This window comes from Luteimonas aquatica (assembly GCF_022662575.1).
Classification (GTDB): domain Bacteria; phylum Pseudomonadota; class Gammaproteobacteria; order Xanthomonadales; family Xanthomonadaceae; genus Luteimonas; species Luteimonas aquatica.
The window spans coordinates 1-17,582 of sequence record NZ_JALBFU010000005.1 but is presented as its reverse complement, the minus strand read 5'-3'; the positions used below and the strand labels follow the sequence as shown (position 1 = coordinate 17,582).

The following is a 17,582-nucleotide window of genomic DNA, read 5'->3' as shown; positions in this document are numbered from 1 at the left end:
GCGCTCACGGCCCGGCGGCCACGGTCTGCGGCGGATCGCAAGCGCCGGCATCCGGTCCGGACGCCGCGCGCACGAAGAAATCGCCGATCGCCGCCGCCACCGCGGCGGGCTGCTCCATGTGCAGGTGATGCGTGCCGGGCACGACCACCAGCTCCCCGCGCGGCAACAGCGCGACGTGCTCGCTGCGCAGCGGCTCGGGCAGGTAGGGCTGCGGCGGATCGGCGTAGATCACCCGCGTCGGGCACTCGATGCCGGCGATCAGGTTGCGCACCTGCGGCTCGGTCATGCGCACCATGGTCGGCAGGGTCATGCGCGGGTCACTGCTCCATTCGAAGCCGTCCGGCGCCTGCCCAGACCGCACCGCGCGCGCGCCGCGCTCCACCAGCAGGCGCGCGGCGGCCTCGCTCACGCCCAGGGCGCCGGCCTGCATGCGCGCGCGCACCGCCGTCTCCAGGGTCGGGAAGGTGCGCAAGCGCTTGCCCGCCAGCGCGCGCGTAGCCGCCACCGCCTCGCGCAGGCGCGTGACCGTGCGTTCGGGCGCCTCGGGCAGCGCGCCCAGCGCCTCGATGGCCAGCAGGCGCGTGACCCGCTGCGGGCTGCCGGCCGCCACCAGGCTGGCGATGCCGGCGCCCATCGAATGCCCGAGCAGGGCGAAGCGGTCCCAGCCGAGCGCATCGGCGATGTCGAGCACGTTGTGCATCGCGCCGGCGAAGGAATAGTCGGCGCCGCGCGGCAGGTGCACGCTGCCGCCGTGGCCCGGCAGGTCCGGCGCGACCAGGTCGATGCCGTGCAGGTGCGGCGCCAACGGCACGAAGCTGGCGGCGTTGTCGAGCCAGCCGTGCAGCGCCAGCACGCGCGGCGCGCCCGGGGTACCGGCGCGCAGGGCGGTGATGCGGCCGAGCGGGATCTCCAGCGAGAAGTCCTGCATCACGTCCATGTCTCCAGGTGGCCGCGCACCAGCGCGGCGAGCGCGTCGGCGTGCGCCGGCGCATCGTTGAGGCAGGGAATGTAGGACAGGCGCTCGCCGCCGGCGTCGCGGAAACACGCGGCGTTCTGGATCGCGATCTCCTCCAGCGTCTCCAGGCAGTCCACCGGAAATCCGGGACAGGCCACGTCCACGCGCCGCACGCCCTCGGCCGCCAGCGCCTGCAGCGTGGCGTCGGTGGCCGGCAGCAGCCAGCGCTCGCGGCCGAAGCGCGACTGGAAGGTCATCGTCCAGGCCTCCGGGGCGAGATCGAGCGCCCGCGCCAGCGCCTGCGCCGTGGCCCGGCACTGCTGGGCGTAGGGATCGCCCGCGTCGACCAGCCGCTGCGGGATGCCGTGGAAGGACAGCAGCAGGCGCTCGCCGCGGCCATGCGCCTGCCAGTGCGCGCGGATCGAGGCGGCGAGCGCGCCGACCACGCCGGCATCGGTGGCGTACTGGTCGATCATGCGCAGCTGCGGCGCCAGGGCGCCGTGCGCGCGGGAGAAGGCGGTTAGCGCGTCGGCCACCGAGGCCGTGGTCGTGGTCGAGTACTGCGGGTACAGCGGCAGCACCAGGATGCGGTCGCGGCCCTGGCGCGCCAGCGCGTGCAGCGCATCCGCGATGGCGGGCGCGCCGTAGCGCATCGCATGCGCCACCGGCAGCGGCAGGCGGGCCTGCAGCGCCTCGGCCAGGCGCCGGGTGTGCACGGCCAGCGGCGATCCGCCCGGCAGCCAGATCTCGGCGTACTTGCGCGCCACGCGCCGGCTGCGCAGCGGCAGGATCACCCCGTGCAGCAGCGGCAGCCACAGCCAGCGCGAGAGCTGCACCACCCGCCGGTCGCCGAGGAATTCGCCCAGGTAGCGCCGCACCGCCGGGGCGGTGGGCGCCTCGGGCGTGCCGAGATTGACGAGCAGGAGGGCGGCACGGTCGCGGGCAGGAGCTGCTGGCATGCGCATAGGATGGCAGAAGGCGGTGTCGCGGACGGCATGCGGGGGCCCGCCGCGGAACTTCGCGCCGCCGTCCGAGTCATCCCGGATGCCCGAGCGCGATGTGCGAAACTCAGAATCGATTCACGCCGCGCCGCTTAGGGTCGTGTCGATCGCCCATCCCCGCACGCGCAGCGCCGCCGCCATGCACCGCCTTCCATGCTTCCGGAGCCCCTCATGCCTGTGACCCACCGCTCGCCCGCCCTGCGCCTCGCCCTGCTCGCCACCGCCCTCACCCTGTCGATGGGCGTGGTCTCCTCGGCCTGGGCCGGCGCCGACGAGGACAAGCGCGCGCAGGACGCCACGCGCGTGCTCACCACCATCCAGCAGATTCCCGAATCCGGCATCCCGGACAAGCTGCTCGACGAGGGCCGCGCGATCGTGGTCGTGCCGGACGCGCTGAAGGTCGGCCTGGTGCTGGGCGGCCGCCGCGGCCACGGCCTGCTCTCGGTCAAGCGCCCGGACGGCACCTGGTCCAACCCCAGCTTCATCAAGCTCACCGGCGGCAGCATCGGCTTCCAGGCCGGCGTGCAGTCGGCCGACATCGTGCTGGTGTTCCGCAACGACCGCAGCCTGGAATCGATCGTCAACGGCAAGTTCACCCTGGGCGCCGATGCCGGCGTGGCCGCCGGCCCGGTGGGCCGCAACGCCGCCGCCGCCACGGACGGCCAGCTCAAGGCCGAGATCTGGTCCTGGTCGCGCGCGCGCGGCCTGTTCGCCGGCATCGCCCTCGACGGCGCGGTGCTGTCCATCGACGATGCCGCCAACGAGTCGGTCTACGGGCGCGACACCACCCCGCGCATGATCTTCGAGGGCCGCGAGCCGCAGCGCCCGTCCGACGCCGTGGTCGGTTTCCGCGACCGCCTGGAGGAGGCCAGCAACATCGCCCGCAACGCCCGCAGCTCGCGCGCCAGCGACGAGGCCGCGCGCTACGGCGAGGCCGCGCCGGCACCGGCGGCGGCCACCGCGCCCGCCGGCGCGCCGGCCACGACCACGCAGCCGCTGAATGCGCCCGCCCAGAACGCCGCGCAGCCCGTCGCGGCGCCGGCCGCCCAGCCCGAACCGCAGCCCCAGCCTTTCCAACCGGTGAACGACAACCCGGCCACCAGCGAGCCGCTGCCGGCCACGCCCTGATTCGCGCCCGCCCGCGCGCCGCAGGTCACAACGGCGCGCGGGCCCTGCGGTATCCTGTAGCGACACCTTCACCCCACTGCGAGGCACGCCATGGGCGGTTTCAGCATCTGGCACTGGCTGGTCGTACTCGCGATCGTATTGCTCGTGTTCGGCACCAAGCGTCTCACCAGCGGCGCCAAGGATCTCGGCAAGGCCGTCAACGAATTCAAGAAGGGCATGCGCGACGAGGACAAGCCGGCGGGCCAGCTCGGCGACCAGTCGCGCCAGGACGGCAGCAAGTCCGAGAACGAGCAGCGCAGCGACAGCAACGCTCCCCGCTGATCCCGACGGCGGGGCCGCGAGGCGCGCGCCGGGGCGCGGCCGCCATCCGGCCCGCGCGAGACTTCCTGGCGACTGAATGTTTGGCATCGACTTTCCCGAATTCGTGGTCATCGCCGTGGTCGCGCTGATCGTGCTCGGCCCCGAGCGCCTGCCCAAGGCGGCGCGCTTCGCCGGGCTGTGGGTGCGCCGCGCGCGCGCGCAGTGGGCCTCGGTGAAGAACGAGCTGGAACGCGAACTGGCGGCCGAGGAACTCAAGCGCAGCATGCGCGATACCCAAACCGCGGTGCGCGACCTCGACGCGCGCGTGCGCGCCGCCGATGCCGAGGCGCGCCAGGAGTTCGACGCGATCCGCGACGGCGCGCGCGTCGACGCGCCGCCGGCGCAGGAAGCGTCCGTCGCCGCCGCCCCGACCGACGATCGCGAGCCGTCCCCGGACACCCAGGCGCAGGAAAGCAAAGACGATGTCCGGCCCGCCTGAGCTCGACGACAGCGAGACCAGCCTGATCAGCCATCTGATCGAGCTGCGCGCGCGCCTGCTGCGCGGCGTGATCGGCCTGCTGGTGGTGCTGGTGGCGCTGCTGCCCTTCACCAGCCAGCTCTACACCTGGCTGGCCATGCCGCTGATCGCGCGCCTGCCCAACGGCCAGCAGATGATCGCGATGAATCCGGCCGGCGCCTTCTTCGCGCCGGTCAAGCTGACCTTCTTCGTCGCGCTGTTCGCCGCCGCGCCCTGGCTGCTATATCAGCTGTGGGCGTTCGTGGCGCCCGGCCTGTACCAGCGCGAGAAGCGCCTGGCCGTGCCGCTGCTGGCCTCCTCGGTCACGCTGTTCTACGCCGGCTGCGCCTTCGCCTATTTCCTGGTGCTGCCCTCGGTCTTCACCTTCCTGCTGCATTTCAAGCCGGACATCGTCGCGATCACGCCCGACATCGGCGCCTACCTGGATTTCGTGCTGGTGATCTTCTTCGCCTTCGGCGCCAGCTTCGAGCTGCCGGTGGCGCTGGTGATCCTGGTGCTGCTGGGCTGGGTGACGCCGGCGCAGCTGCGCGAATGGCGCGGCTACGCCATCGTGGCGATCTTCGTGCTGGCCGCGGTGATCACCCCGCCCGACGTGGTCTCGCAGCTGATGCTGGCCCTGCCGATGATGCTGCTCTACGAGGCCGGCATCTGGGCCGCGCGGCTGCTGGCGCCCAAGGCGGACGCGCCCGCCGACGAACGCGCGCACTGACCCGGCATCGATGACGCCCGCCGGGTTCTGGCGACGCTATGCGGCCTGGTCGCTCGATGCGGCGATCGTCGCCGTGCCGACCGCCCTGCTGCTGTGGCGGCACCTGGCCGGCGGCGGCGCCGCCGTCGCCGCCGACTACGCCGCCTTCCTGCAGGGCATGGTGCGCGGCATGACCGAGGCGGCGGCCGTGGGCGCGCCGCCGGCCGAACTGGCCTGGAGCTGGCTCTCCGATCCCGCCCTGCGTCAGGCGCTGGGCGCGCTGCGCCACGACCTGTTCGCCCTGCTGTGGCCGCCGATCCTGCTGTTCGCGCTGCTCGGCGCGCTCTACCGCATGGGCCTGGAGGCTTCCGCGCGCCAGGCCACGCCCGGCCAGCGTGCGCTGCGGCTGCAGATCGCCGACGCGTCGGGCCTGCGCATCGGCGCGCTGCGCGCGCTGGGACGGCATTTCGCCGGCGCGCTGTCCTGGCTCACGCTCAACCTCGGCCACGCGATGGCGGCGCTGCCGCCGCGCCGGCTCGCCCTGCACGACCGCCTTTCGAACACGCGCGTGCTGCAGCGCGGCGGCCATGCGCTGCCGGCATGGGCGGCGTGGTGGATGGCGGCGCAGGCGGTGGCCTTGCTGCTGCTGACGGCCGCCTTCTTCCTGGCGACCAATGCGATCTTCGACGCGGCGATCGACAGCGCCCTGGGCTAGCGCTTGCTCGCGTATTCGTCCCTGGCCGCGTGTGGGCGGCGCAACGCGCCCCAGCCCCAGTTGGCCAGCAGGCACAGCGCGGTGGCGGCGACCCAGCCCGTGGCGTCGACGCCACCGGGCAGGAGCGCGGCCAGTTCGGCGACCCAGCCGCGGCCGGACTCGACCACGACCGCCGCCGCCGACACGCCCAGGGCGCAGCCCAGTGCGCACAGCAGGCGCTGTTCCAGCAGGCTCGACGCGGCCGCGCGCGCGCGCGCCAGCGTCGCGACCCGTGCGGCGAAGTCGGCCGGCAGCGCCATGGGCGGCGCCTCGCGCAAGGCGCGGGCGACGCGCAGCTCGCCGGCGTCCGCATCGGCGCGACCGTCGCGGACGGCGCTGCGCGCGTGTTCCTGCGCCTGCCATTGGTGTTCGTCGAATGCGTGGTTGCGGCGATTCATGCGGCGACTCCGATGCGCGCTTCGAGCATCTCGCGCAGTGTCTTGCGGCTGCGGAACAGGTGGCTCTTGATCGTACCCTCGGCCAGTCCGGTGATGGCCGCGATCTCGCCAATCGGCAGTTCCTCCAGATGGTACAAGGTCAGCAGCGTGCGCTGCAGCGGCGGCAGCGCCTCGATCGCGGCGTGCAGCCGGCGCTGTTCCTCGGCGTCGGCGTGCGCGGCCTGCAGGTCGGTGCCGTCGTCGATCCTCTCCAGCGGCGACAGGCCGTCCTCCTCGTCCGCGACGGCGACGGGCTCGGCCAGCGGGATGCGCTTGCGCTCCAGGTGGCGCTTGGCCACCGAATAGGCGACCTGGCCGATCCACGACTTCAATGGACTGTCGAAGCGGTACTGGTGCAGGTAGCGGTGCACGCGCAGGAACGCCTCCTGGCACAGCTCGCGGGTGTCCTCCGGGTGCCGCACCATGCGCTGGATCACGTGCCAGCACAGGCCCTGGTATTCGCGCACGAGCCGTTCGAACGCGCCCGCGCGACCGGCGAGCACGGCGTCGACGAGGGCACGGTCGGCGGCATCCATCTGCGACGGGATACGCCCAAGGGGCGGACGGTTGCAAGGGCTTTTCGGCGCAGGGCTGCAACCGGCCGGGCGGCCGCCGTATCCCTTGCCGCGAACGGTACCGAACCCGGTACCGCCCGAACCCCGAGGTCGCTCCGATGAATTTCGATGTGCTGGTCCCGATTTCCCTGTTCGTCTGCATCGCCTATTCGATCAAGGCGGTGGTCGATGCCCGCGTGCGCAAGCAGCTGGTCTCCGGCAACGGCTCTCCCGAGCTGGTGCGCGGCCTGCTGGAAGGCGACGAGGCCAACCGCCGCCTGTCGTCGCTGCGCTGGGGCATCACCCTGGTCGCACTGGGCATCGGCTTCGGCGTGATCACCGCGCTCGGCCTGGACGACATCCGGCCTTCGACCCTGGCGATCCTGCTGGTGGCCCTGGGCCTGGGCAACCTGGCCTTCTACGGCATCTCCCGCAAGCCGCGATGACGGCCCGCCCGAAGACCATGCCTCGACCCGCCATCCCCGTCCGCCCGGCGCGAGGCCCGCGCGCACTCGCCGCGCCGCTGGCGTTGCTCAGCGCCGTGCTCGCCGCCGCGAGCTTCGCCCACGACCGGCCCGCGCCGCCGGACGCATGCCGCATCCGCGACGTCCCCGCGGCCGACAGCCTCGTCCGGGTGCCGTTCGACCTGGTCGATGGGCGGATCTACGTCGAGGCCAGCGTGAACGGGCGAGGCCCATTCCGCTTCGCCGTCGATACCGGCGCCAGCGGCATGGCGCGCGCCGACGCCAGGCTGGTATCGGCGCTGAACCTGCCGATGCAGGGTACGGCCGCCAACTCGGACGGCGTGAGCGCGGCCGAGGCCGACACGACGCGCTTCGACACCCTGCAGCTTGGCGGATTGAGGCGCGACGATGTCGCGGCGATCGCACGCGACTACCGCAGCCGCTCCTCGCCGGAAGGCGCGTTCGACGGCATCCTCGCGCGCGAGTTCTTCGCCGACGGCCTGCTGGTTATCGACTACCCGGCGCGGACCCTGAGCTTCAGCCGCAAGCGGGCGCTCTCGCCCGGCGACGGCAACACGCTGGCCTACCAGCGCGCGTTCCGCGTACCGGTGGCGATCGGCTCGCTGCAAGTGGAGGGCAACATCGACACCGGCGCCAACGTCGCCTTCGTCGTTCCCAAACCGCTCTACGACCGGCTCGACGCGAGTCCGCTGCAGCCGGCCGGCGACGGCCAGCTGTCCAACGGCAGGATCGAGATCTTCCGCGCGACCGCGCGAGGACCGCTCCGCATCGGGGAGGCGGCGTTCTCGAACGTGGAGGTGCGGGTCTCGGAGCGCTACCCCGAACTGCTCGTCGGCGCGCATGCCCTGCAGCGGTCGGTGCTGATGATCGATCAGCGATCCAGGCGCATCGCCTTGTGCGTGCCCTGATCCGGCCGGCGCTGCCGCCGCGCCGGCGTCGCCCTAGACCTCGATGCCGACGCGGCCGTCGCCACGCCCCTGCGGCGCGGCGGCGCCGTCGTCGCCGAAGGTATCGCGCCAGGCGAAGTAGCCCGCGCCGGTGAGCACGACCAGCAGCACCGAGCCCAGCGCGATCAGCACCAGCACGGCCAGCAGGTTGCCGACGGCCGGATGCAGCAGCGCGCCCAGCCCCATCGCCAGCAACGCGACCCCGGCCGACACCACGGTCAGTACCAGGGCGCCGCCGACGAAGATCAGCCCGGCGAGGAAATTGGCGGAAAAGTTCGCCAGCGCCGCGCGCACCGCCGCGCGCACCGCTTCGGCCAGGCGCAGCCTCGAGAACAGGATCAGCGGAATGCCGAACAGGATCAGCGCGAAGTTGAAGTAGTTGAACGCCATCTGCACCAGCGTCATCAGGCCGGGATGTTCCGGGCGCGGCATGACGTCCGGAACGGCGCCGCCCATCGCCACGCGCATCACCTCGAGATAATCCTTCCAGTACTCGGTCCCCGCCAGCGCCGCCGCGATCAGGCTGCCCAGCAGGCCGAACAGCAGCTGCGCGCCGCCCAGCAAGCCGAGCTGCCCCGCGCCGCCCTTGCGGAACGGCGCGAACAGATCGCGCGCCCGCACCGGACGCCCGGCTTCCGCTTCGCGGATCACATGCATCAGCCCGCCCATCAGCACCGGCAGCAGCAGGTTCATCGCCACGTAGGCCGGCGCGCCCCAGATCAGCGCCGCGGTGATGTCGCCGCCGGACTGCAGCACCATCGAGGCGGGCAGCATCATCACCGTGACCGCGAGATACAGCGTCGCCATCATCAGCAGCGAGGCGCCGAAGATGGCGCGCGGGTTGCGGGTGCCGAGGTTGATCGCCTGCCGGATCCAGGCGAAGGCCTGGCCGATCGGCTGCTTGCGGACTTGCATGGGCGCTTGCATGGGAAAACCGGACTGCTCTGCTGTCGTGGCCGGCGCGGTTCAGCTCGCGACGGAGAGCGCGCGCGCCCGGCGCACGAAGCGCCCGAGCACGCGGCGCGCGTGGGGGGTGGCGGAAATGGTACGCGAGAGCGCGTGCGGATCGAGGCCTTCGCGCACCAGCGCGTCGGCGCGGGCGCGGACGTAGCCGCGCATGTGCATCGCGCTGAACTCGGGGTGGAACTGCACACCCCAGGCCCGCTCGCCCCAGCGGAAGGCGTGGCAGCCGTCGCGGGCCGAGGCCGCGAGCAGCGTGGCGCCTTCCGGCGCGCGCAGCACCGTCTGCAGGTGCGTGGCCTGCGCCCGGAAGCGGGCCGGCAGGCCGGCGAACAGCGCATCCTCGGCGGACGGTGCCGCCAGCTCGATCTCCACCGTGCCCATCTCGCGCCCGCGCGGGTTGTCGCCCACCTCGCCGCCAAGGGCGTGGGCGAGGAGCTGGTGGCCGTAGCAGATGCCGAAGACCGGCACGCCGGCCCGCGCGGTCTCGCGCAGCCAGGCGGCGCCGCGCTCGCTCCACTCGCGACGCTCGGTGACCATGGCCCCCGAGCCGGTGACGATCACGCCGGCGAACCCCTCGGAGGTCGGCAGGGCGTCGCCGCCGTCGCCCTCCAGCCCGGCCACGTCCACGACCACCGCCTCGTCGCGGCCGAGGCCGGCGGCGGTGCGGATCCAGTGGGGGAAGCGGCCGTGGCGGCGCATCGACGGCACGGGCCGTCCGGTTTCGAGGATCAGGAAGGGCGCGGACATGAGGGACGGCAACGGGTGGGGGCGGCGCGTTTCCGGCCCGCGCCGAGGCGGTCGCGGCGGGACGCCTCGCTATACTAACCGGCCGTCGTTTGCGGCACGCATGCTCATGTCAGGCCCCCAGCGTCAGACCAATACGTTCCAGGAACTGATCCTCAAGCTCAACGCCTACTGGGCCGCCCAGGGCTGCGTGCTGATCCAGCCGCTCGACCTGGAGGTCGGCGCCGGCACCTTCCACCCGGCCACCTTCCTGCGCGCGCTCGGCCCCGAGCCGTGGAACGCCGCCTACGTGCAGCCCTGCCGCCGCCCCACCGACGGCCGCTACGGCGAGAACCCCAACCGCCTGCAGCGCTACTACCAGTACCAGGTGGCGATGAAGCCGAACCCGGACAACATCGTCGAGCTCTATTTCGACTCGCTCAAGACATTGGGCATCGACCCGCAGGTGCACGACCTGCGCTTGGTCGAGGACAACTGGGAGTCGCCCACGCTCGGCGCCTGGGGCCTGGGCTGGGAGGTGTGGCTCAACGGCATGGAGGTCGCCCAGTTCACCTACTTCCAGCAGGCCGGCGGCCTGGAGTGCCGCCCGGTGCTGGGCGAGATCACCTACGGCCTCGAACGCCTGTGCATGTACCTGCAGAACGTGGACAACGTCTTCGACCTGGTCTGGACCCACGGCCCGCAGGGCACGGTGACCTACCGCGACGTCTACCACCAGAACGAGGTCGAGCAGAGCGCCTACAACTTCGAGCACGCCGACGTGGCCGAGCTGTTCCATCGCTTCGACGCCTGCGAGCGCGAGGCCTCGAGGCTGGTCGAGCTCGGCCTGCCGCTGCCGGCCTACGACCAGGTGTGCAAGGCCTCGCACAGCTTCAACCTGCTCGACGCCCGCCGCGCCATCAGCGTCACCGAGCGCCAGCGCTACATCCTGCGCGTGCGCAAGCTGGCGCAGGCGGTGGCCGAGAGCTATTACGCGCAGCGCGAGAAGCTCGGCTTCCCGGGCTGCAGGCGCGAGGCGCGCGCCGCATGAGCCAGGTCGTCCCCGCCGAACTCGTCCCCTACGGCGGCGTGGCCTTCCTGTGCGGGGTGTTCTGCGCCTACTGGGCGCAGGAGACCGGCCGCAGCGCCTGGCTGTGGTTCTTCTTCGGCCTGCTGCTGCCGCTGATCGCGGCGATCTCCCTGCTGTCCAAGAACGCGGTGCGCGTGGAGCGCCGCGACGCGAAGTCGAAAGGCTCGCCATGAGCGGCCGCATGATCCTGATCGGCATGCTCGATTCGAGCTACGTGCGGCGCGTGGCGATCACGCTCGACGTGCTCGGCCTGCCGTTCGAGCGGCGCGACTGGTCGGTCGGCCGCGACTTCGAGCGCATCCGCGAATTCAATCCGCTCGGGCGCGTGCCCGCGCTGGTGCTCGACTCGGGCGAGACGCTGATCGAGTCGGCGGTGATCCTCGACCATCTCGAGCGGATCGCCGGACCGCAGCACGCCCTGCTGCCGTCCGATCCCGACGCCCGGCGCCGGGCGCAGTACCTGATCGCGCTGGCCGGCAACGCCGCCGACAAGGCGGTGCTGGTGGCGATGGAACGCATCTTCCGCCCGGCCGAGAAATGGCACGAGCCCTTCCTCGCGCGTTGCCGCACCCAGATCGACGGCGCCCTGGCCGCGCTCGAGCAGGCCTGCCGCGCGCGCCAGGCCCAGCCCTGGCTGGCAGGCGAGGCGATGTCGCAGGCCGACATCAGCCTTACCTGCTTCGTGACCCATGCCAGCGAAGCCGCGCCCTGGCCGCTCGACGCCTATCCGGCCCTGCGCGCGCGCGTGGCCCGCTGCGAGGCGCTGCCGCTGTTCCGCAAGTATTACGTTCCCTTCGACGCTCCCATCCCGACCCAGGCCCCTTCCGCATGATGCAGCCCCTGTTGATCGAACTCGGCACCGAGGAATTGCCGGTCAAGGCATTGCCCGGCCTGGCGCAGGCGCTGTTCGACGGCGTGATCGACGGGCTGTCCAAGCGCGGCGTCGCCGTGGAGCGCGGCGCTGCCAAGCCGCTGTACACGCCGCGCCGCCTTGCCGTGTCCCTGCCGGCGGTCGCCGCCGAGCAGCCCGAGCAGCACTCGGAAGTGCTCGGCCCCTATCTCAACGTCGCCCTCGACGGCGACGGCCAGCCGACCAAGGCGCTGCAGGGCTTCGCCGCCAAGGCCGGCGTGGACTGGTCGCAACTGGAGCGCGCGCGCGACAACAAGGGCGAGCGCTTCGTGCACCGCGCGCGCAAGGCCGGCGCCCGGACCGCCGACCTGCTGCCGGAAGTTCTGCGCGAGGCCATCGCCGCGATGCCGATCCCCAAGCCGATGCGCTGGGGCGACCACGACTACGCCTTCGCGCGGCCGGTGCACTGGCTGGTGCTGCTGCTGGGCGAGACCGTGGTCGAGGGCGAGCTGTTCGGCGTGCGCACCGGCCGCGACAGCCGCGGCCATCGCTTCCTGCACGCCGGCGGCGTCGCCATCGCGCAGCCCGGCGCCTACCTGGACGCGCTGCGCGCGGCCAAGGTGCTGGCCGATCCGGACGAGCGCCGCGCGCGCATCGTCGCCGAAGTGGAACAGGCCGCGCGCGAGGCCGGCGGCCACGCCCGCATCGACGCCGACATTCTCGAACAGGTCAACTGCCTGGTCGAATGGCCCAAGGCCGTGCGCTGCGCCTTCGAGCCCGAATTCCTGGCCGTGCCGCAGGAAGCGCTGATCGCCACCATGGAAGCCAACCAGAAGTTCTTTCCGGTACTGGGCGAGAGCGGACGGCTGACCGAGCATTTCGTCGGCATCGCCAACATCGACTCCAAGGACCCGGAGCAGATCCGCCAGGGCTACGAGCGCGTGATCCGCCCGCGCTTCGCCGACGCCAAGTTCTTCTTCGACGAGGACCTCAAGCAGGGACTGAGCGCGATGGATGCCGGCCTGGCTTCGGTCACCTACCAGGCCAAGCTCGGCAGCCTCGCCGACAAGGCCGCGCGCGTGGCCGCGCTCGCCGAGGCCATCGGCCCCAAGCTCGGCGTCGACGGCGCGCTGGCGCGCCGCGCCGCGCTGCTGTCCAAGGCCGACCTGCAATCGCGCATGGTCAACGAGTTCCCGGAACTGCAGGGCATCGCCGGACGCTACTACGCCAGGCACGATGCCGCCCTGGACGACCTGGGCACCGACGACCGCCAGGCGCTGGCCAACGCCATCGACGAGGCCTACCAGCCGCGCTTCGCCGGCGACGACATCGCGCTCTCGCCACTGGGCAAGACGCTGGCGATCGCCGAGCGGCTGGACACGCTGGCCGGCGGCTTCGCGGCGGGATTGAAGCCCACGGGCAACAAGGATCCGTTCGCGCTGCGCCGCAATGCGCTGGGCCTTGCGCGCACCGTGATCGAAAGCGGCCTCGACCTCGATCTGCGTGCGCTGCTTTTCAGCGCGGCGCTGCAATCCGTGACGGCCATCGCCGCCACCGCACCCCAGGACGCGAAGAAGCGGCAGGAGCACTTCAAGGGCACGGGCATCGACGCCACCGACGTCCCGCCCTCCGCGGATGGCTTCGTGATGCACGCCCTGCACGATCATTTCGCGAGCAGGGGCGAGACGCTGCACAGGCTCGAATCCGGCCCCCTGGTCGCCGATCTCTACGATTTCGTCCTCGACCGCCTGCGCGGCTACTACGCCGACCGCGACGTGCCCGCGCAGCACTTCAACGCCGTCGCCGCCCTGCGCCCGGCCTCGCTCTACGACTTCGACCGCCGCATCGACGCCATCGGCACCTTCGCCACGCTACCGGAAGCCGAAGCGCTGGCCGCCGCCAACAAGCGCATCGGCAACATCCTCAAGAAGGCCGAGGGCGAGATCCCGGCCATGGTCGACCCGGCCTTGCTCCGGGAACCGGCCGAGAGCGCCCTGGCCGAGGCCGTCGAGGCCGTCTACGCCGAAACCGGCCACGCCCTGGCGCACGGCGACTACGTCGACGCGCTGGCGCACCTGGCGCGGCTGCGCCCGCAGGTCGACGCCTTCTTCGACGGCGTCATGGTCAACGCCGACGACCCCGCCCTGCGCGGCAACCGCCTGGCCCTGCTCAAGCGCCTAGCCGACCGCCTGGGTAGCGTGGCGGCGATCGAGCATCTGTCCGTCTGAGCGGATGACCGCCTTCGGCCCCGATCCGTGGCAGCGGGCGCAGTCCGCCCTGGCGCAACGGCACCTGCCGGAAGCCGAGCGCCTGCTCGAGGCGGTGCTCGCCACCGAACCGGGGCATGTGCAGGCGCGCGTGCTCCTGGCCGGGATATGCCTGGCCCGGGGCCGCTTGCGCGCGGCTTGCGCGCACCTGACGCAGGCCACGCGCGCGCTGCCCGATGATGCGACCACGGTCTGCCGCGTCGCCCAAGCCTTGTTGCGCGTCGGTGAATCCACCGCGCTGCGCGAATGCCTGTCGCACCCGGCCGTGGCGCGCTGCCACGACGGCGCCATGCTCGCCACCTTCGCCCACCTGCAGCAGTCGCTGGGCGAACACGAACAGGCGTTGTCGCTGATGGACCGCGCGCGCGCGCTGGGCCACGACAACGCCGACTTCCGCTATTTCCGCAGTGTCCAGCTGCAATTCAACGGCCGCCTGGACGAGGCCGAGCGGGAACTGGAAAGCTGCCTGCGCCTGGGCCCGACCTACGGGCGCGCCTGGCTCACCCTGGCCCGGCTGCGCAAGCAGACCCCGCAGCGCAACCACCTGGACGACATCGGCCGGCAGCTGGCACGGGTGGCCGCCGACAGCCAGGACCATTCCGCCCTGGAATTCGCCCGCTACAAGGAACTCGAGGACCTGGGCGCGTACGAGGACGCATGGAAAGCGCTGGAGCACGCCAACGCGATCATGCACCGCCAGCTCCGCCACGACCCGCGCAAGGAGCAGGCGCTGCATGCCGCGCTGATCGCCGCTTGCGATGCCGCCTTCCTGCAGTCCGCGCCCGCGCCCGCGCCGGCATCCGCCGCCGACGGGCCGACGCCGATCTTCGTCCTCGGCCTGCCGCGCTCGGGCACCACGGTGGTCGACCGCATCCTGGGCAACCATTCGCAGGTCGTCTCCGCCGGCGAGCTCAACGATTTCGCGCACCAGTTGCGCTGGCAGGCGGACGCGCCCGGGCAGCCACTGGTCGATGAGGTGATCCTCGAGCGTCTGCGCGGACTGGATTTCGCCGAGATCGGGCGCCGCTATCTCGCGCAGACCGCCTGGCGCGCGCAAGGTCGCGGCTATTTCGTGGACAAGCTGCCGGCCAACTTCCTGGTCGCCGGCCTGATCGCCAAGGCCTTGCCGCAGGCGGTGATCCTGCACCTGGCGCGCGACCCCATGGACGTGTGCTTCTCCAACTACCGCGCCCTGTTCGGCAACTCGTACGCCTACAGCTACGACCTGCAAGCCTTGGCCGCGCATTACGCGTCCTACCGCCGCCTCATGGCCCACTGGCGGCAGGCCCTGCCAGGCCGCATCCTCGACGTGGATTACCAGGCCCTGGTCACCGACCCCGAGGCCGAGGCCGGCCGCATCCTCGACTTCTGCGGGCTCGCGCGCGAAGCCCATTGCACCGACCTGGTGCGCAACACCGCGCCGGTCTCCACGCTCAGCAGCGCCCAGGTGCGCGAGGGCATCCATGCCCGCGGCCTCGCCGAGTGGAAGCGCTACGAGCGTCAGCTGCAGCCGCTGCGCGAGGCATTGGAGCCGTTCGCGGCGCCCGAGGCGCGCTGAAAAGCGAAAAGGCCGGCTTGCGCCGGCCTTTTCGCCGCATCGATGGCGAGGATCAGAACTTCCAGTTGACCTCGACCGTGTACGAACGTCCGTAACCGTTGTAGTTGAAGATGTTGTAGTACGGATAGGCGGTCCAGGTGCGGTCCTTGGGCGCCATCTCGTCGAGCAGGTTGTTGACGGTGAAGACCAGCTCGACGCTGTCGTCGAACTGGTAGCCGAGCGTGGTGTTGAAGCGATAGAACGCGTCCACCCGGCCGGCATCCTTGGCGCTGTAGCCGGCGGTGGTCAGCTGCGCGGCGTAGTTGGGCGTCTGGCCGTAGCGGGCGCCGTACAGCGTGGCGTTCCACGCGCCCTTGCTCCAGTTCAGCGTGGCGCTGCTGACGCTGCGGAACTCGGAGGAATAGAACGGCTCGCTCAGGTAGTCCAGCGTCGGGTCTTCCGGGTATTGCTGGCGCTCGTGGTCCAGGGTGACGTTGTACTGCAGGCCGATGCCGAAGCGACCGTAGCTCGTGGTCTCCCAGTCGTAGTTGAGCTTGGCCAGGATGCCCGAGACCTCCTCGTTGGAGATGTTGATCGGATTGGTACGGACGGTATTGACCTGGTTGGGAACCGGGGAGTTCGGCGAGCTGCGGCCGATGCGGGCGAGCGCGTCCACGCAGGTCGGCGAAGCGGGATCGAGCTGGCCCTGGCGGCAGGCGGACTCGGTGCGCATCAGGGCATCGAGATTCAGGTCGTTGACCTCGTCGTCGATCTTGATGCGGTAGTAGTCGGCGCTGATGTCGAAGTTCGCCGAAGGCGACCAGACCACGCCGAAGCCCCAGGACTTGGCGGTGATCGACTTCAGCTCCTTGTTGCCCGAACGGGTGCCGAACACCTGTTCGGCGTTGTAGGTGCAGTCGTCGATCGGCGTGCCCGGCTCCTCGGTGGCGCAGCGGTAGTAGTCGGTCGTGGTGGTGTAGTAGCCGCTGTCACCTGCGAAGGTATAGGCCATGTCGGGGGCCTTGAAGGCCGTGGCGTAGTTGGCGCGCAGCAGCAGCGAGTCGATCGGACGGAACTCCAGGCCGACCTTGTAGGTGCCGTCGCTGTCCGAGCTGCCGCCCTTGTTCTTGTAGCGGTCGTAGCGGCCCGAGAGGTTGGCGGTCAGCTTGCTGAGGATCGGCACGCGGAATTCCACGCCCACCGCCTGGTTGGTGCGCTTGCCGGTGCCCTGGGTGCCGGTCAGGCCCCAGAACTCGCCGTTGACCACGCGCGGGTCGGTCGGGTTTTCCCAGAACTGGTTGCCGGCCTGCAGCACCGCGGCGAAGCCGACCGGGCCGGCAGGCAGGCTGAACAGCTCGGTGTTGGTCAGCTGCAGGTTGAAGTTCTGCGTCCAGGTCTTGGAGTCGCTCTTGATCTCGCTCTGGAAGCTCCGGTACTGGTCCGGCGTCAGCGGCTGGAAGAACGCCGCCTCGTTCGGCGCGTACACCGGATACCCGTACCCGTACGGGTCGGTTCCCATCTGCGGGCCCAGGAACTGCTGGCGGAAGAAGTCCTCGACCTCGTCCTTGAGCGCCCACAGCTGGCGGCTCTTGATGCGGTACTCGGAACGGTTGTAGTAGGTGTCGTAGTTCCAGTTCGAGGCGCCGAAGGCGCCGCGCAGGCCCACGGCCACGTTGTAGGAATCGCTGGTCAGGCGCTCGTTGTTGGTGTCCAGCCCGCCGGTTTCCTCCGGCGCGAAGATGTGCTGGAAGGTTTCGAAATCACCGCTGTTCTGGTTGAAGATGATCTGGTTGGTATCCACGCCGCCGGCCCAGAAGCGCGAGCCGCCGTTGTTCTCGCTCTTGCTGCGGTTGAGCAGCACCGTGCTGTACAGCTCGGTGTCGTCGTTGATGTCGTAGCTCGCGTTCAGATAGCCGCTGAGCGAGCTCTCCTTGTTCATGATCGAGGAGTAGCCGGGCTCGGCGCGGCTGCCGCAGTAGAAGCCGCGGTTCGGACGGAAGTCTCGGAAGGTGCTGCCGTCGTAGAGGCCGCCCACCGCCGAGCAACCGTCCACGCCGGGATCCAGGTAGACGTTCCGCGTCGCGCTGATGCGCGTGAACGTACGCGAGCCGTAGCGCAGGCTCGGATCGGGATTGTCGTTGGTGCTGTCGAAATCCTTGCGCTGGAAGCCGTAGATCGGGTCCTGCTTGTTGTATTGCAGGCCGTAGACCAGGTCGAGGCCGCCGAAGCTGTGGCCGCCGGTCGCCTGGAAGCGCGCGTTGCCGCCGCCGCCCTGGTCGTAGCCGCCGAAGCGGAAGCCGAGCGAGGTGCCGTCGAGCTTCTTCTTCAGGATGATGTTGACCACGCCGGCGATCGCGCTGGAGCC

General features: G+C 71.2%; 19 protein-coding genes. 12 read left to right on the top strand and 7 right to left on the bottom strand.

Translation table 11 applies throughout. The features are described from left to right. Nucleotides 1–4: 4 nt before the first annotated feature. Together MD221_RS11635 and hemH are read right to left on the bottom strand one after the other, a co-directional pair. Nucleotides 5–928 (bottom strand): alpha/beta fold hydrolase, encoded by a 924-nt coding sequence (locus MD221_RS11635; RefSeq protein WP_242112109.1) that lies wholly within the window; start codon nt 926–928, stop codon nt 5–7. After that, nucleotides 928–1,914 (bottom strand): ferrochelatase, encoded by a 987-nt coding sequence (gene hemH, locus MD221_RS11630; protein WP_242111920.1) that lies wholly within the window; start codon nt 1,912–1,914, stop codon nt 928–930. The genes MD221_RS11635 and hemH overlap by 1 nt, the downstream gene beginning before the upstream one ends. Before the next feature lie 213 nt (nt 1,915–2,127). On the opposite strand from hemH, the gene MD221_RS11625 reads away from it, so the two are divergent. The 5 genes from MD221_RS11625 to MD221_RS11605 all read left to right on the top strand — a co-directional run bounded on the left by MD221_RS11625 (nt 2,128) and on the right by MD221_RS11605 (nt 5,325). Further along, nucleotides 2,128–3,084: a lipid-binding SYLF domain-containing protein gene (locus tag MD221_RS11625; protein WP_425602259.1), complete on the top strand. Its 957-nt coding sequence runs from the start codon at nt 2,128–2,130 to the stop codon at nt 3,082–3,084. Nucleotides 3,085–3,174: 90 nt separating this feature from the next. Continuing rightward, nucleotides 3,175–3,405 (top strand): Sec-independent protein translocase subunit TatA, encoded by a 231-nt coding sequence (gene tatA / locus MD221_RS11620; protein ID WP_242111919.1) that lies wholly within the window; start codon nt 3,175–3,177, stop codon nt 3,403–3,405. A gap of 76 nt (nt 3,406–3,481) precedes the next feature. Then, on the top strand, nt 3,482–3,883 hold the full coding sequence (tatB, locus tag MD221_RS11615; protein ID WP_242111918.1) for a Sec-independent protein translocase protein TatB: 402 nt from the start codon (nt 3,482–3,484) through the stop codon (nt 3,881–3,883). After that, on the top strand, nt 3,867–4,631 hold the full coding sequence (tatC, locus tag MD221_RS11610) for a twin-arginine translocase subunit TatC (protein ID WP_242111917.1): 765 nt from the start codon (nt 3,867–3,869) through the stop codon (nt 4,629–4,631). Before tatB ends, tatC begins: the two co-directional genes overlap by 17 nt. Before the next feature lie 10 nt (nt 4,632–4,641). Beyond that, nucleotides 4,642–5,325, top strand: coding sequence for an RDD family protein (locus MD221_RS11605; protein WP_242111916.1), 684 nt, complete (start codon nt 4,642–4,644; stop codon nt 5,323–5,325). On the opposite strand, the gene MD221_RS11600 is transcribed toward MD221_RS11605, so the two are convergent. Together MD221_RS11600 and MD221_RS11595 are read right to left on the bottom strand one after the other, a co-directional pair. Next, nucleotides 5,322–5,762, bottom strand: coding sequence for a hypothetical protein (locus MD221_RS11600; protein WP_242111914.1), 441 nt, complete (start codon nt 5,760–5,762; stop codon nt 5,322–5,324). The genes MD221_RS11605 and MD221_RS11600 overlap by 4 nt on opposite strands. Next, nucleotides 5,759–6,337, bottom strand: a complete 579-nt coding sequence (locus tag MD221_RS11595; RefSeq protein WP_242111913.1) for an RNA polymerase sigma factor — start codon at nt 6,335–6,337, stop codon at nt 5,759–5,761. Before MD221_RS11595 ends, MD221_RS11600 begins: the two co-directional genes overlap by 4 nt. A 137-nt stretch (nt 6,338–6,474) precedes the next feature. On the opposite strand from MD221_RS11595, the gene MD221_RS11590 reads away from it, so the two are divergent. Continuing rightward, nucleotides 6,475–6,801, top strand: a complete 327-nt coding sequence (locus MD221_RS11590) for a hypothetical protein (RefSeq protein WP_242111912.1) — start codon at nt 6,475–6,477, stop codon at nt 6,799–6,801. 95 nt (nt 6,802–6,896) lie between these two features. Next, complete coding sequence (locus MD221_RS11585; RefSeq protein ID WP_242111910.1) at nt 6,897–7,748, top strand: aspartyl protease family protein; 852 nt, start codon at nt 6,897–6,899, stop codon at nt 7,746–7,748. A 33-nt stretch (nt 7,749–7,781) separates the two neighbouring features. Here MD221_RS11585 and MD221_RS11580 read toward each other — a convergent pair whose 3' ends face one another. Together MD221_RS11580 and MD221_RS11575 are read right to left on the bottom strand one after the other, a co-directional pair. Then, complete coding sequence (locus MD221_RS11580; protein WP_242111909.1) at nt 7,782–8,702, bottom strand: hypothetical protein; 921 nt, start codon at nt 8,700–8,702, stop codon at nt 7,782–7,784. 51 nt (nt 8,703–8,753) lie between these two features. After that, complete coding sequence (locus MD221_RS11575) at nt 8,754–9,497, bottom strand: glutamine amidotransferase (RefSeq protein WP_242111908.1); 744 nt, start codon at nt 9,495–9,497, stop codon at nt 8,754–8,756. A 106-nt stretch (nt 9,498–9,603) separates the two neighbouring features. Between MD221_RS11575 and glyQ the strand changes: the two genes are divergently transcribed. From glyQ to MD221_RS11550, 5 genes are read left to right on the top strand one after another with little or no spacing between them, the layout of a single operon-like run. Further along, nucleotides 9,604–10,524 (top strand): glycine--tRNA ligase subunit alpha, encoded by a 921-nt coding sequence (gene glyQ / locus MD221_RS11570; RefSeq protein ID WP_242111907.1) that lies wholly within the window; start codon nt 9,604–9,606, stop codon nt 10,522–10,524. Beyond that, nucleotides 10,521–10,736, top strand: coding sequence for a hypothetical protein (locus tag MD221_RS11565; RefSeq protein WP_242111906.1), 216 nt, complete (start codon nt 10,521–10,523; stop codon nt 10,734–10,736). The genes glyQ and MD221_RS11565 overlap by 4 nt, the downstream gene beginning before the upstream one ends. Beyond that, the gene (locus tag MD221_RS11560; protein WP_242111905.1) at nt 10,733–11,395 is read left to right on the top strand and encodes a glutathione S-transferase family protein; all 663 of its coding nucleotides are present in this window, start codon (nt 10,733–10,735) and stop codon (nt 11,393–11,395) included. The genes MD221_RS11565 and MD221_RS11560 overlap by 4 nt, the downstream gene beginning before the upstream one ends. Further along, nucleotides 11,392–13,641 carry a glycine--tRNA ligase subunit beta gene (gene glyS, locus MD221_RS11555; protein ID WP_242111904.1) on the top strand — a complete coding sequence of 750 codons (2,250 nt, stop codon included), beginning with the start codon at nt 11,392–11,394 and terminating at the stop codon, nt 13,639–13,641. Before MD221_RS11560 ends, glyS begins: the two co-directional genes overlap by 4 nt. A 4-nt stretch (nt 13,642–13,645) precedes the next feature. Continuing rightward, nucleotides 13,646–15,238 carry a tetratricopeptide repeat-containing sulfotransferase family protein gene (locus MD221_RS11550; RefSeq protein ID WP_242111903.1) on the top strand — a complete coding sequence of 531 codons (1,593 nt, stop codon included), beginning with the start codon at nt 13,646–13,648 and terminating at the stop codon, nt 15,236–15,238. 52 nt (nt 15,239–15,290) lie between these two features. On the opposite strand, the gene MD221_RS11545 is transcribed toward MD221_RS11550, so the two are convergent. After that, on the bottom strand, nt 15,291–17,582 hold a 2,292-nt coding region (locus tag MD221_RS11545), incomplete at its 5' end, for a TonB-dependent receptor domain-containing protein (RefSeq protein ID WP_242111902.1).

What these genes read in the sequence shown, in the direction of transcription:
- MD221_RS11635 (WP_242112109.1), bottom strand. Translation starts at nt 928, where the DNA reads ATGCAGGACTTCTCGCTGGAGATCCCGCTCGGCCGCATCACCGCCCTG.
- hemH (WP_242111920.1), bottom strand. Translation starts at nt 1,914, where the DNA reads ATGCCAGCAGCTCCTGCCCGCGACCGTGCCGCCCTCCTGCTCGTCAAT.
- MD221_RS11625 (WP_425602259.1), top strand. Translation starts at nt 2,128, where the DNA reads ATGCCTGTGACCCACCGCTCGCCCGCCCTGCGCCTCGCCCTGCTCGCC.
- tatA (WP_242111919.1), top strand. Translation starts at nt 3,175, where the DNA reads ATGGGCGGTTTCAGCATCTGGCACTGGCTGGTCGTACTCGCGATCGTA.
- tatB (WP_242111918.1), top strand. Translation starts at nt 3,482, where the DNA reads ATGTTTGGCATCGACTTTCCCGAATTCGTGGTCATCGCCGTGGTCGCG.
- tatC (WP_242111917.1), top strand. Translation starts at nt 3,867, where the DNA reads ATGTCCGGCCCGCCTGAGCTCGACGACAGCGAGACCAGCCTGATCAGC.
- MD221_RS11605 (WP_242111916.1), top strand. Translation starts at nt 4,642, where the DNA reads ATGACGCCCGCCGGGTTCTGGCGACGCTATGCGGCCTGGTCGCTCGAT.
- MD221_RS11600 (WP_242111914.1), bottom strand. Translation starts at nt 5,762, where the DNA reads ATGAATCGCCGCAACCACGCATTCGACGAACACCAATGGCAGGCGCAG.
- MD221_RS11595 (WP_242111913.1), bottom strand. Translation starts at nt 6,337, where the DNA reads ATGGATGCCGCCGACCGTGCCCTCGTCGACGCCGTGCTCGCCGGTCGC.
- MD221_RS11590 (WP_242111912.1), top strand. Translation starts at nt 6,475, where the DNA reads ATGAATTTCGATGTGCTGGTCCCGATTTCCCTGTTCGTCTGCATCGCC.
- MD221_RS11580 (WP_242111909.1), bottom strand. Translation starts at nt 8,702, where the DNA reads ATGCAAGTCCGCAAGCAGCCGATCGGCCAGGCCTTCGCCTGGATCCGG.
- MD221_RS11575 (WP_242111908.1), bottom strand. Translation starts at nt 9,497, where the DNA reads ATGTCCGCGCCCTTCCTGATCCTCGAAACCGGACGGCCCGTGCCGTCG.
- glyQ (WP_242111907.1), top strand. Translation starts at nt 9,604, where the DNA reads ATGTCAGGCCCCCAGCGTCAGACCAATACGTTCCAGGAACTGATCCTC.
- MD221_RS11565 (WP_242111906.1), top strand. Translation starts at nt 10,521, where the DNA reads ATGAGCCAGGTCGTCCCCGCCGAACTCGTCCCCTACGGCGGCGTGGCC.
- MD221_RS11560 (WP_242111905.1), top strand. Translation starts at nt 10,733, where the DNA reads ATGAGCGGCCGCATGATCCTGATCGGCATGCTCGATTCGAGCTACGTG.
- glyS (WP_242111904.1), top strand. Translation starts at nt 11,392, where the DNA reads ATGATGCAGCCCCTGTTGATCGAACTCGGCACCGAGGAATTGCCGGTC.
- MD221_RS11550 (WP_242111903.1), top strand. Translation starts at nt 13,646, where the DNA reads ATGACCGCCTTCGGCCCCGATCCGTGGCAGCGGGCGCAGTCCGCCCTG.